Source organism: Marinobacter antarcticus (genome assembly GCF_011049865.1).
GTDB lineage: Bacteria > Pseudomonadota > Gammaproteobacteria > Pseudomonadales > Oleiphilaceae > Marinobacter > Marinobacter antarcticus_A.
On the sequence record NZ_DRGY01000027.1, the window covers coordinates 1 to 15,135 of the forward strand.

The 15,135-nt window shown below is 56.3% G+C and carries 12 protein-coding genes and 1 pseudogene; 4 read left to right on the forward strand and 9 right to left on the reverse strand.

Annotated features, from left to right (window positions below):
* A pseudogene (locus ENI00_RS02810) lies at window positions 1-136 on the forward strand (IS3 family transposase); the annotation flags it as partial.
* A 190-nt stretch (window positions 137-326) separates the two neighbouring features.
* Here ENI00_RS02810 and ENI00_RS02815 read toward each other — a convergent pair.
* The 3 genes from ENI00_RS02815 to alkB form a co-directional block, all read right to left on the reverse strand.
* Window positions 327-1,232: a universal stress protein gene (locus ENI00_RS02815; RefSeq protein ID WP_304098552.1), complete on the reverse strand. Its 906-nt coding sequence runs from the start codon at window positions 1,230-1,232 to the stop codon at window positions 327-329.
* 1 nt (window position 1,233) lies between these two features.
* Window positions 1,234-2,721 (reverse strand): SulP family inorganic anion transporter, encoded by a 1,488-nt coding sequence (locus tag ENI00_RS02820; protein WP_304098556.1) that lies wholly within the window; start codon window positions 2,719-2,721, stop codon window positions 1,234-1,236.
* 155 nt (window positions 2,722-2,876) lie between these two features.
* Complete coding sequence (alkB, locus tag ENI00_RS02825; RefSeq protein ID WP_304098558.1) at window positions 2,877-3,527, reverse strand: DNA oxidative demethylase AlkB; 651 nt, start codon at window positions 3,525-3,527, stop codon at window positions 2,877-2,879.
* Between the two features lie 142 nt (window positions 3,528-3,669).
* Here alkB and djlA point away from each other — a divergent pair, with 142 nt between their 5' ends.
* Window positions 3,670-4,446, forward strand: a complete 777-nt coding sequence (gene djlA / locus ENI00_RS02830) for a co-chaperone DjlA (RefSeq protein WP_304098561.1) — start codon at window positions 3,670-3,672, stop codon at window positions 4,444-4,446.
* A 17-nt stretch (window positions 4,447-4,463) separates the two neighbouring features.
* Here the strand turns inward: djlA and ENI00_RS02835 are convergent, their stop codons facing one another.
* A complete protein-coding gene (locus ENI00_RS02835) occupies window positions 4,464-7,547 on the reverse strand; it encodes an efflux RND transporter permease subunit (protein ID WP_304098563.1) in 3,084 nt (1,027 codons plus the stop codon).
* Between the two features lie 5 nt (window positions 7,548-7,552).
* Complete coding sequence (locus ENI00_RS02840) at window positions 7,553-8,635, reverse strand: efflux RND transporter periplasmic adaptor subunit (RefSeq protein WP_304098566.1); 1,083 nt, start codon at window positions 8,633-8,635, stop codon at window positions 7,553-7,555.
* Between the two features lie 333 nt (window positions 8,636-8,968).
* On the opposite strand from ENI00_RS02840, the gene ilvG reads away from it, so the two are divergent.
* Window positions 8,969-10,669 carry an acetolactate synthase 2 catalytic subunit gene (ilvG, locus tag ENI00_RS02845; protein WP_304098570.1) on the forward strand — a complete coding sequence of 567 codons (1,701 nt, stop codon included), beginning with the start codon at window positions 8,969-8,971 and terminating at the stop codon, window positions 10,667-10,669.
* Window positions 10,666-10,965 carry an ACT domain-containing protein gene (locus ENI00_RS02850; RefSeq protein ID WP_304098571.1) on the forward strand — a complete coding sequence of 100 codons (300 nt, stop codon included), beginning with the start codon at window positions 10,666-10,668 and terminating at the stop codon, window positions 10,963-10,965. Before ilvG ends, ENI00_RS02850 begins: the two co-directional genes overlap by 4 nt.
* Window positions 10,966-11,068: 103 nt before the next feature.
* Here the strand turns inward: ENI00_RS02850 and cynS are convergent, their stop codons facing one another.
* From cynS to ENI00_RS02870, 4 genes are all read right to left on the reverse strand, one after another.
* Window positions 11,069-11,512, reverse strand: a complete 444-nt coding sequence (gene cynS / locus ENI00_RS02855; RefSeq protein WP_304098573.1) for a cyanase — start codon at window positions 11,510-11,512, stop codon at window positions 11,069-11,071.
* 228 nt (window positions 11,513-11,740) lie between these two features.
* Entirely contained in the window at window positions 11,741-12,922 is a 1,182-nt protein-coding gene (locus ENI00_RS02860) for a thiolase family protein (RefSeq protein ID WP_304098576.1), read from the reverse strand.
* An 18-nt stretch (window positions 12,923-12,940) separates the two neighbouring features.
* Window positions 12,941-14,092 (reverse strand): acyl-CoA dehydrogenase family protein, encoded by a 1,152-nt coding sequence (locus tag ENI00_RS02865; RefSeq protein ID WP_304098578.1) that lies wholly within the window; start codon window positions 14,090-14,092, stop codon window positions 12,941-12,943.
* A 25-nt stretch (window positions 14,093-14,117) separates the two neighbouring features.
* The gene (locus tag ENI00_RS02870; protein WP_304098581.1) at window positions 14,118-14,879 is read right to left on the reverse strand and encodes an SDR family NAD(P)-dependent oxidoreductase; all 762 of its coding nucleotides are present in this window, start codon (window positions 14,877-14,879) and stop codon (window positions 14,118-14,120) included.
* Window positions 14,880-15,135 lie beyond the last annotated feature (256 nt).

A 15,135-nucleotide genomic window follows, 5' to 3' on the forward strand; every position in this document is an offset into this window, starting at 1 on the left:
GATTCCCGACGCGAGGAAAGATATTGGCGACTACCTGATGGACTACTACAACCGGCAGCGTCCCCATACATTCAATGACGGCATGCCACCTGTGGTCGCCGAAGAAAAACTTAAAATACTGTCCGGGATTAGTTGACCACTACAGCCTGCGCCAATGACCACAAACGCTTGAATGCGTTTACAATGCTATCGCGGGGATAAAGACGCCGAATAGTTGGCTTAAAAACTAAGGCAGTAAACAGTTGCGGCAGTGATAGATTGTCGAAGCCGTATAATGGCTTCGACAATCTATCACTGGTTATCTAAAAGCTCGGATGGCCAAGAACCTAACGCAGAATCACTAGCGGCTTTTTGGACGACGCCAGCATGCTGGTGGTGGTGCTGCCCAGTAAAAAGCGGCGTATTTTCGAGTGGCCGTAGGCGCCCATCACCAGGATGTCGATGTTGAACTCGTCCTGGTAACCGTGCAGCACCCGCTCCACCTCACCGCTCCGAATGGCCAGCGTAATATCGGATTCCAAAGGCGCCAGCATAGCCTCTGCCTTGCGCAACTGGGCCATGGCTTCCGGGGTTTCATCACCCACCATGACCAGATGCAGGGGCATACCTTTCAGTACAGAGCTGGCAGCCAGGTGCTCAACGCCGCGAAAACCGGTGGCGCTGCCATCAAACGCCAGCATGGCGCTTTTGGGCACTGCAAATTCATTTGGCACCAGAAGAATCGGCCGGCTCATGCTGCGAATAACGGTTTCCAGTTGGCTACCAATGCGCTGATCACGATCAGAGCTGCTTTCCCCGTGCAGCCCCATCACCAACAGGCGAGTCTTTTCCTGCATTGCCAACAGTGATTCCGTAAGGTCACCGTGACGCTGGCGTTTTTGAATCTCGCTAACACCGGCACCCTGCAGTCTGTGCGAGGCCTCATCAAGCATGTGATTGCCGTGTTCCAGGGCCAATTTGGCCCGTTTGCGATCCAGTTGCGCCAGCTCATCCAAAAGGTGTTCGCGGCTGCCCAGACCAATGTTTCCGGCCATATCAGGCTCCGACGGATAGCGCTCCTCATCAAGCACGTGCAACAGCGTCAGCGGTGAATCCATGTGCTTGCTGGCCCAAGCGGCGTAATCGCAGACCGCCGGCGCAGCACGGGAACCATCAATGCAAGCCACAACGCGCAACGTATCCTGCGCGTTTGATGGGGGGCTGGACGGGGGATTCTTTGTCGAGTCTTGCATATTAATGGCCCATTAACTGGTCAACGCCTTCCGGCTTGTCGTGCACTCCAAAACGATCAACGATGGTGGCGCTGGCCTGGTTCATACCGATCACTTCCACTTCGGCACCTTCCCGGCGGAACTTGATGACCACCTTATCCAACGCACCCACGGCCGTAATGTCCCAGAAGTGTGCGCGGCTAACGTCTACAACCACTTTATCGACCACCTCGCGAAAATCAAAGGCGGCAACAAATTTTTCCGATGAACTGAAAAATACCTGCCCCATTACGGTGTAGGTGCGCGTACCCGCCGACTCATCCAGCGTGGTCTGCACCTCCATAAAGTGCCCGATCTTGTTGGCAAAGAACAGAGCCGCAAGTAGTACGCCGGCAAACACACCCAGCGCCAGATTATGGGTCACAACCACAACGCACACGGTGACCAGCATCACAATGTTGGTCGAAAGCGGGTGGGTTTTCAGATTGCGAATGGATTCCCAAGAGAAGGTGCCAATGGATACCATAATCATGACAGCCACCAGCGCGGCCATGGGAATGCGCACCAGAATATCGTCCAGCACCAGTATCATCACCAGCAGAAACACACCGGCCGTGAGCGTGGAAAGCCGGGTGCGTCCACCTGATTTGATGTTGATAATTGACTGGCCGATCATCGCGCAGCCGGCCATGCCCCCAAGCAGTCCAGACCCGATGTTGGCAATACCCTGCCCTCGGCACTCGCGGTTACGGTCGCTTTCGGTATCGGTCAGATCGTCAACGATGGTGGCGGTCATCATGGATTCCAGCAAGCCAACCATGGCCAACGGAATGGCATACGGCAGAATAATCATCAGGGTTTCGAGGTTCAGTGGCACATCCGGCCAGAGGAAGATCGGCAGTGTATCGGGCAATTCACCCATATCGCCCACGGTGCGCACGTCAATATTGAACAATACGGCCACAACGGTCAGCACCACGATGCAAATCAGCGGCGATGGCAGGAACTTGCCCAGCACCGGAACATAGGGGAACAGGTAGATAATACCCAGCCCGGCGGCGGTCATTGCGTAGACGTGCCAGGTTACGTTGGTGAGTTCCGGTAGCTGAGCCATAAAGATCAGAATTGCCAGCGCGTTCACAAAACCGGTCACCACCGAGCGCGATACAAACCGCATTAAACTGCCCAGTTTCAGCCAGCCCGCCAGAATCTGAATGACACCGGTCAGCAACGTGGCTGCCAACAGGTACTCCAGACCATGCTCTTTTACCAACGTCACCATCAGTAACGCCATGGCGCCGGTTGCCGCCGAAATCATCCCGGGCCGGCCACCCACAAAGGCGATAACCACGGCGATACAAAATGACGCGTAAAGCCCTACTTTGGGGTCCACACCTGCGATAATCGAGAACGCAATCGCTTCTGGAATCAACGCGAGGGCCACCACGATGCCGGCAAGAAGGTCGCCTTTGGTGTTGGAAAACCAGGTGGTTTTCAGAGTATTTACCATAGTTTGAAGTGCCCGGTTGGCTGCGCTGTGCAATGAAAATCAGATTGCCGAAACTGCAATAACGGCAAAATAAAGGGCGCGTATTCTATCAAAATGCGAGTGCCGGGGTAAGAGCGGTTGAAATCCAACCGTCGGGGTTGTTCGCCAAACGAACACTAGCGGGTGCAGCGAAACGTCAGGTTGTAACGGCAGACGCCGGTCAGCGGGTGCGTGCCGGCCTTCAGTGGCAGAACCCCGTGGTAGCTTAGTCGTGACGCCCCGCCCCAAACCACCACATCGCCATGACCCAGGGGAATGTTCGATGGTCGTTCGTTCCGCGACAGCCCGCCGAACTGGAACACCTGCGGCAATCCCAGAGACACGGACACGATGGGCTGCGACAGGTCTTTTTCGTTTTTGTCCTGGTGCAGCCCCATTTTTGCGCCGGGTTCGTAGCAGTTGATGAGGCAGGAATCCGGGGCAAAATCTGTATAGCCTGCCGCGCGCGCGGCCGAGCTGGCCAATTCTGAGAAATCCGAGGGCATTGCGGGCCATGGTTCTGCGGTACACGGATCCTGTGCCTGATAACGGTACCCTTGCGCATCCGTCACCCAGCCCCATGTTCCACAACAACTCATGGCAACAGACATGCTGTGCCCGCCGGGTGTTTTCATGTGCCTTAACGGTGCGGTTGTGGTTATGTGCCGGATGCCGTTCAACAGATTTTGCGCGTGTGCCGACGCAAATTGTCGAAGCACACAGGCACCTTCCGCGAGCGGTTCGGTGGTTATTTCAATGGGCTGGTCGGCAAACAGATCGAGAGTCATGCCGCCATTTTTAACATGAAAAAGCGCGTATCTCCCAGGCTCGTAAAAAAACAGATGGCCTGAATGAAAGCCTGTTCATGAAGATTCGCTAAAAAACACGTATATTCTGTGGTCTGATTCATTCTCCGGTAAGGACGTTTTAATGCTGTTTGCAATCATCATTGGTGGTTTGATTGGTTACGCCTTTGGCAAGTTCCCCGGTTTGCTCATAGGGGCGGCCATTGGCGCATTTTTGCTTAATCGCGCGAAAAGCCGTCTGTTCGGCAAGCTTCAAAACATTCAATCCGGCTTTATTGAATCTGTGTTTGCGGTAATGGGCGCCCTGTGCAAGGCAGACGGCGTTGTGTCGCAAGATGAAATACAAGTCGCCGAAGCCATGTTTGTGCGTTTCCGCCTGAACGAGGCCCAGAGAGCAACGGCCAAAGCGGCCTTCAGCCGTGGCAAATCTGACGATTTTGATCTGGATGCCGAGTTGGCGCACTTTTTGAGCATCAGTGGGCGCCAACCCGCGTTCCTGCAGATGTTTCTTCAGGTGCAGTTTTCTGCCGTAGCGGCGGATGGCGTGGTACACCCGGCCGAGCGCGAAATGCTGGTCCGCATTGCCCGCGGCCTGGGCCTGCCAGAAAGCCAGATCGATCAACTCGAAGCCATGCTGCGCGGGGCACACGGCGGACAAGCGGGCAGCCAGCGGTCGTCGGCTCAGCAGAATGACGATGCTTACAAGGTTCTGGGTGTGTCACCGTCAATAAGCGATGCGGAGCTCAAAAAGGTGTATCGCAAGCTGATGAGCGAGAACCATCCCGACAAGCTTGCCGGCCGAGGATTGCCAGAAAGCATGCGTGAAATGGCGGAAGACCGTACCCAGGAAATCACCAACGCCTATGACGTCATCAAGGAATCCCGGGCCCGTAATGCGTGAGGCGAAACCAGCCTGACCTAATGCCGGCTCAGGCGTTGTTTCGCACCTCTCATTTTATGCGCAACCTTGTCGCCAAGCACCAGCATGGCGGGTGTCAGCAGCAGGGTCAGTAGGGTGGCAAAAGTCAAGCCACCGGCAATGGCACTGGAAAGCTGCGCCCACCACTGTGTTGACGGAGCGCCCAGCCCCAAAGACGGGGTCAACAGGTCAACGTTGACACTCAGCACCATCGGCATCAGGCCTAACACGGTGGTCACAGCCGTCAGCAGCACCGGGCGCAAACGCAAGCAACTGGTCTCCAGCGCGGCTTCGTAGGCCGCCATTCCCTCTTTTTTCATCTGGTTGTAAGTATCAATCAGAATGATGTTGTTATTCACCACAATGCCCGCCAGCGCGATAATGCCCATCCCCACCATCACAATCCCGAACGACTGGCCGTTGAGCAATAACCCCAGAAGCACGCCAGCGGTGGAGAGAACAATCGCCGAAAGAATCAAAAAACTCTGGTAGAGCGAATTGAACTGGGTCACCAGAATGAGCAACATCATGGCGATGGCGATCAGAAACGCACTGATTAGAAAAGTGGAGGCCTGCTGTTGATCTTCGTTTTCACCGGCAAACTTTACCGACACGCCCTCTGGTGCCTCTGGAAGCCCTGCCTGAAGCGCTTTCAGCAAGCTGTCCACCTGCTCGCCAGGCTGAATGTCTGATTTGATGGTGATCGCTCGCTGGCCGTCTATCCGGGCAATGCTGCCCGTCTTGTTGCCGGGTTGCAGATCAAGAAACTGCGACAGCGGAACCTGCCCCCGCGCTGTGTGAATTGTCTGGCGCTGCAGGTGATCCAGCTCGCGCCAGTTGTTCGGTACCCGCACGGCAATATCCACTTCGTCACGCACGTCTTCGGGCCGGTAGGTTGCCAGTACCAGGCCATTGGTCACCAGGCGCACCGCGCTGCCAATGCTGAGCACATCGGTTCCGAAACGGGCGGCGGCTTCGCGATCAACTTCCAGCCGCCATTCAATACCCGGCAAGCTGCGATCATCCTCAATATCCAGATAGCCACCCTGGGCGCGCATCCGGTTCTCGATCTGGTCTACATAGCCGTCAAGTTTGCTGCTATCACGACTGCTGATCTGCAGCTCTATTGGCTTGCCGCCGGCCGGGCCGTTCTCCTGCTTGCGAAATTCCAGCTTAATACCCGGAATATCCGCAGTGCGAGACAAGAAATCGTCAAGGATGGCACTGGCCGGGCGCCGGGTGAACCAGTCGGTAAACTGGAACTGCAAAACCCCGATGACATCCGGTGCCAATTGCGTGCTGGTATTCAGCATAGACCGGGCGTAAAGGGCTTTTACCTCAGGCATGCCCTGCAAACGGTTCTCTACCTGTCGTACAATGGCATCCCGTTCCAGAACCGAAAGATCCCCCCGCGCACGAACCTGTACCTGGGCAGAATCCGGCTCTACGTTGGGAAAGAACTCCACGCCATAGTTGAATTTGCCATAGGCGACATAAACCAACATAACCACGGCTAGCACGCCCACCAACGTGAAACCTGGATAAGACAGCAAGGTGGAAAGCAACCTGCGATAGCCACCCATCATTCGCCCGCTCTCGCTTGCCACACGAGCCCGGCGACCGCCGCTGACACTTCCCAGCACCGGCAGAAACACAAGGGCCATCGCCAGCGAGGCAATAAGGCAGATAATCACCGTAATGGGCAAAAACTTCATGAATTCGCCCACAACGCCGGGCCAGAACAACAGCGGTACGAACACCGCCAGGGTGGTGGCAGTAGACGCAATAATAGGCCACGCCATGCGGCTTGCCGCCTCCGCCCAGGCACCTTTCACCGTTTGCCCCTCAGACAGATTACGGTCGGCCAGTTCCGAGACCACAATGGCCCCGTCTACCAACATTCCGGCAACCAGAATGAGGCTGAACAGCACCACAATATTGAGGGTGTAACCCATACCCCAGATAACCAGAATTCCGGTAAGGAACGCTCCGGGAATGGTAAGTCCTACTAACATGGCTGAGCGTGGGCCCATGGCGGCGATGATGACGATGATCACCAATACGATGGCGGTCAGCACGTTATTGAGCAGATCACTTAGAATGTCACGGACTTCGTCCGACTGGTCCATGATGTAACGGATATCCAGGGAATCCGGCAGTTGCGGTTGCGCCTGGGAGATCAGTTCACGCACCTGGCCCACGGTGTCGATAATATTGGCGCCCGTGCGCTTGGACACTTCCAGAACAACCGCCGGTTTGCCGTTGATGCGGGCGAACCCCGTTGGGTCTTTGAAGGTACGTTGCAGCATGGCAACGTCACCAAAAGTGACCACTGTGTCGCCATCTACCTTGATGGGCATGGACATCACATCGTCGACGTTCTCGATAACGCCGGGAACCTTCAGCGTCATCCGGCCGTTGCCGGTGTCCAGCGATCCGGCGGCGACTAGCTGGTTATTACGAGTCACCAGGGAACTGAGCTGGTCGAAATCTATGCCGTAGCTCTCCAGAACCTGCGGATCTACCACGATTTCCAGCAAATCTTCCCGGTCGCCGCCAATCTCAACCTCGAGCACCTCGGGAATGCCTTCGATGGCATCCTGAAGGCCGCGGGCAATCGTTATCAGCTCGCGCTCCGACAGCGGCCCGGAAAGACCGATAGAGAGCACCGGAAAGAGCGAGACGTTAATCTCATTCACTCGCGGCTCGTCGGCTTCCCGGGGGAGTTTGCTGCGCGCGGTATCCACTTTTTCCCGAACGTCCTGCATGGCGGTGTCCGGATCAAAGCCGGCATCAAATTCCAGCATCACCGACGCATGACCTTCGGACGCCGTTCCCCGCATTTCCTTAACGCCCTCCAGTGAACGCAGCTCCTGCTCCATGGGGCGCACCAGCAAACGCTCCGCGTCTTCCGGGCTGATACCTTCCAGCGTCATGGAGATATAAATCATGGGGATGGTAATGTCGGGGTTTGCTTCCCGGGGGATGGCCTGAAATGCGGCAATACCGCCCATTGTCAGGAACAACAGCGTGAGCAGCGTGGTGCGGCTGCGATCTATAGCGGCGAAAATAAGGGCGCGCATTCTGCTCAGCCCCGCTCGTCGGCGGCGTCAACAGGATCGACTTGCTCGCCCTCACTGACAAACCCACCGCCACGGGTGATGAGGCGAATTTGATCAGGCAAACCCGTAACCCACGCACCTTCCGTAGACACACTGACCAGCTTTACCGTGCGAAACACCACCCGGTTCTGCTCATCAACGTACTTCACACCGGGGCGACCATCGTCTCCCAGGGACAAGTACGCCGGGGAGATAAACGTTGCCCGAAGTTCCGCCAGCGCAATACGGAGATTCGCACTGCCGCCAGCTATGCGCTTGCGCTCCGGGTTTTCAACGGCAATCTCCACCGCAAAGCTTCGGGTGTCAGGATTTGCGGCACTGGCCACAAACGTCACCACACCATTCAATGCTTCGCCATCCAGCGGGCGCACCTGCACTTTTTGACCCGGCGCCACTTGCGCAACAGATTGCTGAGGAACCTGCCCTTTGGCCTTGAGACGATCTGTGCGAACCAACTCATACAAAGCTGAGCCAACCTGAACCAGGCTGCCGGCCTCAACGTCTTTATCGTTTATAACGCCCGCAAACGGGGCAACAGGCCGCAGATGGGACACCGCGAGCTGAGCATTTTCCAATTCGGCCCGCGCGCCCGCCAGTTCGCTTTCCACATCAAGGATATCGGATTGGGAGGCCAGGTTTTTAGAGCGCAACGTACGCGCTGCGGCCAGATCCGCTTCCAGTTTTTTGGCCCGAGCCTGCCAGCGCTTGACCTCTGCGCCGCGGCCATCTTCAGACAACGTCAACAGCACGTCTCCCGCTTTTACCGAATCGCCCAAGCTCGCTTTAATCGTCTCAACCGTGCCCGCAATCCGGGCACTCACGGTGACCGCATTCCAGGGTTCAAGCTGGCCCTGAAGCAGAAGTCCCGGCTCGTACAATTGTGCGTTAACGGTCGTAATCTGCACCCGCGCCGGCGCCTCTTGGGCAACGTCCGGCTGCGCTGGGGCTTGCGTGCTGGCGACTTTGATCTCGCCCGTAGCCATCCAGATAATCAGAGCGATCACAACCACCAGAGAGAGTCCCAGCGAACTCCATTTTACTTTGTTCATGAAATACCCACACAGCCTGAAATCGGTGAATAACGATCGCAAAAAGTCGTTGTTTGAAAAAAAACAGGATTAAACGGTTGCAACCGGTTTGAAGCGTGGGGTAGATTCTACACAGAATCGTTTTACAAATTCAGAGCCTGTTGTCTATTTTATGAATCTCAACTCAGTGGTTATTCTCGCAGTCCTCAACGTGGTGGTAGTGATACCTTCCGGGGGATTTTGTGTGGATAAGCAGGTGAGATAGAAACAAGCCTGACAAAACACCAGAAACCCCCGGCACCGCAAGGTCCCGGGGGTTTCTTTTTTGCGGAAGAAAAAACGGGAAACACAATAATGAACGGCGCACAGCACATTCTTGAAGCGTTCCACCACCACAACGTTCAGACGGTTTTTGGCTATCCGGGAGGCTGCATCATGCCCCTGTACGATGCCCTTGTGGATGATGTGCTCGTGGAACACGTGCTTTGCCGCCACGAACAAGGCTGCGCCCTGGCCGCAGACGGCTATGCCCGCGCCAGCGCCAGACTGGGGGTTTGCATTGCAACCTCCGGCCCCGGTGCCACTAACCTGATCACCGGCGTTGCCAACGCGCACCGGGATTCCGTTCCCATGCTGGTTATTACCGGCCAGGTGCCCTCCAGTCTGATTGGCACCGACGCTTTTCAGGAAACCGATGTTCTGGGCATGACCCTTGGCATCGTAAAGCACAGCTACCTGGTTGAGCGCGCAGAGGAACTGCCCGGCATTCTGGAAGAAGCCATGGAGCTTGCGCAAACCGGTCGGCCGGGGCCTGTGTGGATTGATATTCCCAAGGATGTGCTGCTTGCAGACATCGCCGCTGTGCCTAGTCAGCCCGTTACGCGATCGCAAACCGCCGCCCCGGATCTGGGGAGCGCGATAGCGTTGTTGCGCGCAGCCCAAAAGCCGCTTTTGTACAGTGGTGGAGGCATCAGCCTGGCCCATGCGGAAGACAGCTTTCGTGAATTTGCTGAGTGCTCGGCACTGCCGGCAGTCGTGACGCTCAAGGGTATCGGAAACCCTGGCAAACACAGCGCCCACAACCTCGGCATGCTGGGTATGCATGGCTCTCGCGCGGCAAACCGGGCCGTTGACGAGTGCGATCTTCTGTTGGTTATTGGTGCGCGCCTGGACGATCGGGCAACCGGCAAGCTGAACGGGTTCGCGCCCAATGCACGAACGATTCACATTGATACCGACGCCGCCGAATTCAACAAGCTCAGAACCGCAGAGCTCGCGATTCGCGGCGATCTGAACGCTATTTTCGGTGTGCTGACGCAAGCTTTCAGAGAAACACCTCTAGCCATTAGCGACTGGCGCAAAGAGTGCCAGACCTGGCGCACGACGGGCGGGTTTCAGGCGGCCGACAATGAAGAGCCGCTGGCGCCGATTACCGGCCCCGCGTTCATTCGCCGGCTGTCTCACATTGCGCCAGATAACACGATTATTGCCTGCGACGTGGGCCAGCATCAGATGTGGGTAGCCCAGTACTACCAGTTTGATCACCCACGCCACCACCTGACCAGCGGTGGCCTGGGCACCATGGGGTTTGGTTTGCCCGCAGCGATCGGCGCCCAGTTTGCGAACCGCGCAACCACCGTTATCAATGTAGCCGGCGATGGCTCCTTTATGATGAACGCGCAGGAACTGGCCACTATTCGCCGGTACAACCTGCCCTTGAAACTTATCATTATGGACAACCAGTGCCTGGGCATGGTGCGCCAGCAACAGGAGCTTTTTTACAACAACCGGGAAAGTCAGATTAACCTCGACGACAATCCGGATTTTGTTGCCATGGCCCGCGCTTTTGATATCCCTGCCCTTAAAATTGAGCGCACCGATCAGGTTCGGCGCGGCATTGAAACCATCCTTGCCTACAACGGCCCGATGCTGCTGCATGTTGCCATTGCCCGGGAAGAAAACGTCTGGCCAATCGTAAAACCGGGTGGAAGTAACAGAGAAATGATTGACGAAGCCCGCCGCGCTTCAGCGGACACAAAGGAGATTGTTGCATGAGCACCGAACGCCACCCCCAAACCACACCCACCTACAAAATCACTTGCCGAATGATTCATGAGGCGGCCGCTCTCGAGCGCCTGTGCCAAGTGGTTCGTATACGCGGATTCCGGATTGCTAAAATGGCGGTAGAGACGTCTGTGCAGAACGCAGAAGAGTCTCTCTATATCGCACTGACCGTCCAAGGTGTTCGGCCGGTCGCCATGCTTCAATCACAGCTGGAAAAATTGCACACTGTGGCGGAGGTTATTCTGAACACCACAGCCCTGGCGCCTGCAGTAGGTCGCACAGCCTGACAGGCCGGGCCGGGACGATGCCAGGGGAAGTCCGTAATGTTCAGTCACGCGTTGCAGTGCCGGGGCTCTGGTCGATGAGCCGGCTCAAAAAAAGCCCCCAAATCTACCAAGCCTTATAGGGCAGAAACTTCCCGTTCATGGTAACCACAACGCGGTCTCCCTTGGGATTCTCTTCCTTCTCGATATCCATGGTGAAGTCAATCGCACTCATGATGCCGTCACCGAATTTTTCATGGATAAGCGCCTTCATCGTATCGCCGTACACACCAATTACTTCGTACAAACGGTAGATCAGCGGATCCTGCGGAACAGCGCCGTCCCAGGCTTTCTTCGGACAAACCTGCAGGGCTTCAGCTACCTGCTTATCCAGCCCCAGGATGTCGCAAAGGCCAACGGCTTTGTCTTCACTCAGGCTGTTCATACCCAGCACGGCTGAGGTTGTGAACACGGGCGACAGGCCAATGGCCTCGGCAATGGATTCCCATGTCATCTCTTTGGTTACTTTGGCTTCAAGGATTTTTGCGGTCATCATTTCTTTGTGCATCATGGCTATGTCCTCTCTGGACTATTAAGCTGGGCTATCAAAGTCAGGCTTTTTGCTGTCATAGCGCACTTTCCCTGCAATGCCATTGCCTTCGCACTCTTGCGGTGCAGAAATAATGGAATGCAGGGCCGTTTACGCGTTCAGGGAGAAACAGTGCAGAGGATATGCCAACTGCTCATATTGGCTGACTTCCCTGGATTTAAATGTTTTAAAAGCCAGGGAAGTCGGAAGTCAGATAAGCTCAACAGCAACCGCCGTTGCCTCACCACCACCGATGCACAGGGCCGCGACTCCACGTTTCAGTCCTTTGTGCTTCAGTGCATTTAGAAGCGTGACTATAATCCGCGAACCTGACGAACCAATCGGATGTCCAAGAGCACAGGCGCCGCCGTAGACGTTCACCTTCTGCGCATCCAACCCCAGTTCGTTGATGGCCAGCAACGAAACCACTGCAAAGGCTTCATTGATTTCGTACAGGTCGACCTCGTCTTTGCTCCAGCCGGCCTTTTTCAATACCTTCTCGATAGCACCTATGGGCGCCAGAGTGAACTCAGCCGGCAATTGGGCGTGGGTGGCATGGGCAACAATCTTCGCTTGCGCTGTCAGGCCGCGGGCTTTTGCTTCCTCAGCAGACGCCAACACAAGGGCAGAGGCACCATCACTGATGGAACTGGCGTTGGCGGCTGTCACCGTGCCGTCTTTTTTGAACGCTGGTTTCAGTTTCGGAATTTTCTCAGGGCGAGCGTTGCCCGGCTGCTCGTCGGTATCTACCTGGGTATCACCACCACGGCCCGATACGGTTACCGCACAGATTTCCGGTTCAAACCAGCCGTTGTTGATGGCCGCGTTAGCGCGATCCAGAGACTGAATGGCAAAGTTGTCCATCTGCTCGCGGGTAATCTTGTAATCGTCTGCACTCTTTTGTGCAAACACCCCCATCAGGTCACCCTCATAGGCATCCTCCAGACCGTCGAGGAACATGCTGTCCATCACCTGGCCGTGGCCCATGCGCATGCCACCGCGGGCTTTTGGCAACAGGTACGGGGCCTGGCTCATGTTCTCCATGCCACCGGCAATCATGATGTTATTGGTGCCGGCTTTGATCTGATCGTGAGCCATGATCACCGCCTGCATGCCGGAACCGCACATCTTGTTCACGGTGGTGCAGCCGGAGCTGTCCGGAATACCGGAAGCGCGGGACGCCTGGCGTGCCGGCGCCTGCCCCAGACCGGCCGGTAACACGCAACCCATGATCACTTCCTGAATGTCGACAGGCTGCAGACCACTGCGCTCAATGGCCGCCTTGATCGCAGTGGCACCCAATTCCGGGGAGCGTACCGAACTCAGGGCACCCATCATGCCGCCCATGGGCGTGCGGGCAGAACCCGCAATCACAACGCTGTTATCGCTCATATTCAAACCTCATGTAGTTCAGACTCGCCCCAGAACAGAACGGGCGATAATTTCTTTCATAACTTCCGACGTGCCGCCATAAATGCGTTGAACACGAGCGTCCATAAACGCACGGGAAATTGGGTATTCCGTGGTGTAGCCGTAGCCACCAAACAGCTGCAGACAACCGTCGGCCACCCGGCACTGCATCTCGGTGGCGCTGTACTTGGCCATGGACGCCGTAGGCGCATCCAGTTCGCCGGTTTCATACTGGTTTATGCACTGGCTGACAAACGCCTTGTTAACCTGGTACTCAGTTTCCATGCGGGCAATTTCAAACCGGGTGTTCTGGATTTGCGCCAGCTTCTGCCCGAACAAAATCCGCTCCTGAGTGTAGGCTATGGTCAGGTCCAGTGCGCCTCTGGCCGCGGCCACGCCCAGGGCGCCAATAACCAGTCGCTCACGTGGCAGTTCCTGCATCAGATAAACAAAACCTTTGCCTTCCTCGCCTATCAGCGCCGAGGCCGGCACCCGCATGTCGGAAAAGAACAGCTCGGAGGTATCGCCGCTGTGCTGGCCTATTTTGTCGAGATTCCGACCCTTGCTGTAGCCTTCAAGCGTGGTGTCCACCAGAAACAGGCTGATACCTTTGGCGCCCGCCGAGGGATCGGTTTTGGCGGCAACAATCACCAGGCCGGCATGCTGACCATTGGTAATGAAGGTTTTTGAGCCGTTCACGATATAGTCATCGCCGTCGCGCACGGCACTGGTGCGCATCGCCTGCAAGTCGCTGCCGGCCCCGGGTTCGGTCATTGCAATGGCGCCAACCACCTCACCCGACACCATTTTCGGCAGCCATTGCTGCTTCTGATCGTCGTTACACAGGTGGCTGATGTACGGGGCCACTATGTCTGAATGCACCATCACGTTGGTTGAGAGCGCACCAAACCCCATGCGTGCCAGCTCTTCACCAACCACCACGGAGTACTGAAACGGGGCACCGCAACCGCCGCAATCCTCAGGCACATCAACGCACAACATGCCCGCATCTCCGAGGGTGTTCCAGAGTTCACGGGGCACCAAGCCGGATTTCTCCCAAGCCTCATAATGCGGCGCCACTTCGGTTTCCAGGGCCTTTATAACGGACGTCCGGAACAGTGCGATTTCTTCTTGATCCACAGAGCTGGTCATAGTGCTCTCCTGCGTGTCATTGAGTTCACTTGGGCGCCATGCGCAAGGCACTGTCCAGACGGATCGTTTCGCCGTTCAGAACCGGATTGCGCACCATCTGGTCCACCATCATGCCAAACTCCTCGGGCTTGCCCAGGCGTTTGGGGAACGGCAGCGTTGCCGCCAGGCTTTCCTGCACTTCTGCCGGCATGCCAGACATCATCGGCGTCATGAACAGCCCCGGGGCGATGGTGTTGACGCGAATGCCTTCACGGGCAAGCTCGCGGGCTGATTGAATGGTCAAGGCAACAACGCCGCCCTTCGAGGCGCTGTATGCCGCCTGCCCGATCTGCCCTTCGTAAGCGGCTACCGACGCGGTGTTGATAATCACGCCGCGTTCACCGTCTGCGTTGGGTTCGCGCTGCGCCATATCAACCGCCGCAAGCCTCAGAATGTTGAAGGTTCCGATCAGGTTGACCTGGATGACTTTGCTGAAGCTCTCAAGAGGCATAACGCCGTTGCGGCCCAGAATTTTAGCGGCCGGGCCAATACCCGCGCAGCTAACCGCGATACCACAAAGCCCGTGGGCCTCGCGGGCCTTCGCCAACGCTGCTTCCGCGCTTTCAGCCGAGCTCACATCGCAGTGCACAAAGACGCCGCCAATATCCGCCGCAACTTTCTCGCCCTGCTCTTTCTGAAGATCAAGGATGGCAACTTTGCAGCCGGCCGCGGCCAGTGCACGCGCTGCGCCCTCGCCAAGCCCCGATGCGCCACCGGTTACAATGGCCGGTACGTTTTTGAATTCCATCACCTTCTCCCTTCACATCACATGTTGTCGGCTGAGCCCGAATCAGATCACTCTTTACGTTAACGTCAACTTTATCCAATTCAGCCTCAAAAAGAAATCAAACTGCACGCATTAGGGAAACGCTGATCAATTAACGAGAGACGACAACTAATCGCAAGCCAACGGAGTTCGGCCTGAGAACTAATTTATTTTCTCGTTCAGCACTCAATATTTATACTTTAGCGACAAAATCGCCAACCTTTTGCCTTAATCTCGA

Excerpts from the sequence above, each read along its gene's own strand:
- ENI00_RS02840 (WP_304098566.1), bottom strand. The coding sequence starts at position 8,635 with ATGAACAAAGTAAAATGGAGTTCGCTGGGACTCTCTCTGGTGGTTGTG.
- ENI00_RS02860 (WP_304098576.1), bottom strand. The coding sequence starts at position 12,922 with ATGAGCGATAACAGCGTTGTGATTGCGGGTTCTGCCCGCACGCCCATG.
- ENI00_RS02820 (WP_304098556.1), bottom strand. The coding sequence starts at position 2,721 with ATGGTAAATACTCTGAAAACCACCTGGTTTTCCAACACCAAAGGCGAC.
- ENI00_RS02870 (WP_304098581.1), bottom strand. The coding sequence starts at position 14,879 with ATGGAATTCAAAAACGTACCGGCCATTGTAACCGGTGGCGCATCGGGG.
- djlA (WP_304098561.1), top strand. The coding sequence starts at position 3,670 with ATGCTGTTTGCAATCATCATTGGTGGTTTGATTGGTTACGCCTTTGGC.
- ENI00_RS02865 (WP_304098578.1), bottom strand. The coding sequence starts at position 14,092 with ATGACCAGCTCTGTGGATCAAGAAGAAATCGCACTGTTCCGGACGTCC.
- ENI00_RS02850 (WP_304098571.1), top strand. The coding sequence starts at position 10,666 with ATGAGCACCGAACGCCACCCCCAAACCACACCCACCTACAAAATCACT.
- ENI00_RS02835 (WP_304098563.1), bottom strand. The coding sequence starts at position 7,547 with ATGCGCGCCCTTATTTTCGCCGCTATAGATCGCAGCCGCACCACGCTG.
- ilvG (WP_304098570.1), top strand. The coding sequence starts at position 8,969 with ATGAACGGCGCACAGCACATTCTTGAAGCGTTCCACCACCACAACGTT.
- ENI00_RS02815 (WP_304098552.1), bottom strand. The coding sequence starts at position 1,232 with ATGCAAGACTCGACAAAGAATCCCCCGTCCAGCCCCCCATCAAACGCG.
- alkB (WP_304098558.1), bottom strand. The coding sequence starts at position 3,527 with ATGACTCTCGATCTGTTTGCCGACCAGCCCATTGAAATAACCACCGAA.
- cynS (WP_304098573.1), bottom strand. The coding sequence starts at position 11,512 with ATGATGCACAAAGAAATGATGACCGCAAAAATCCTTGAAGCCAAAGTA.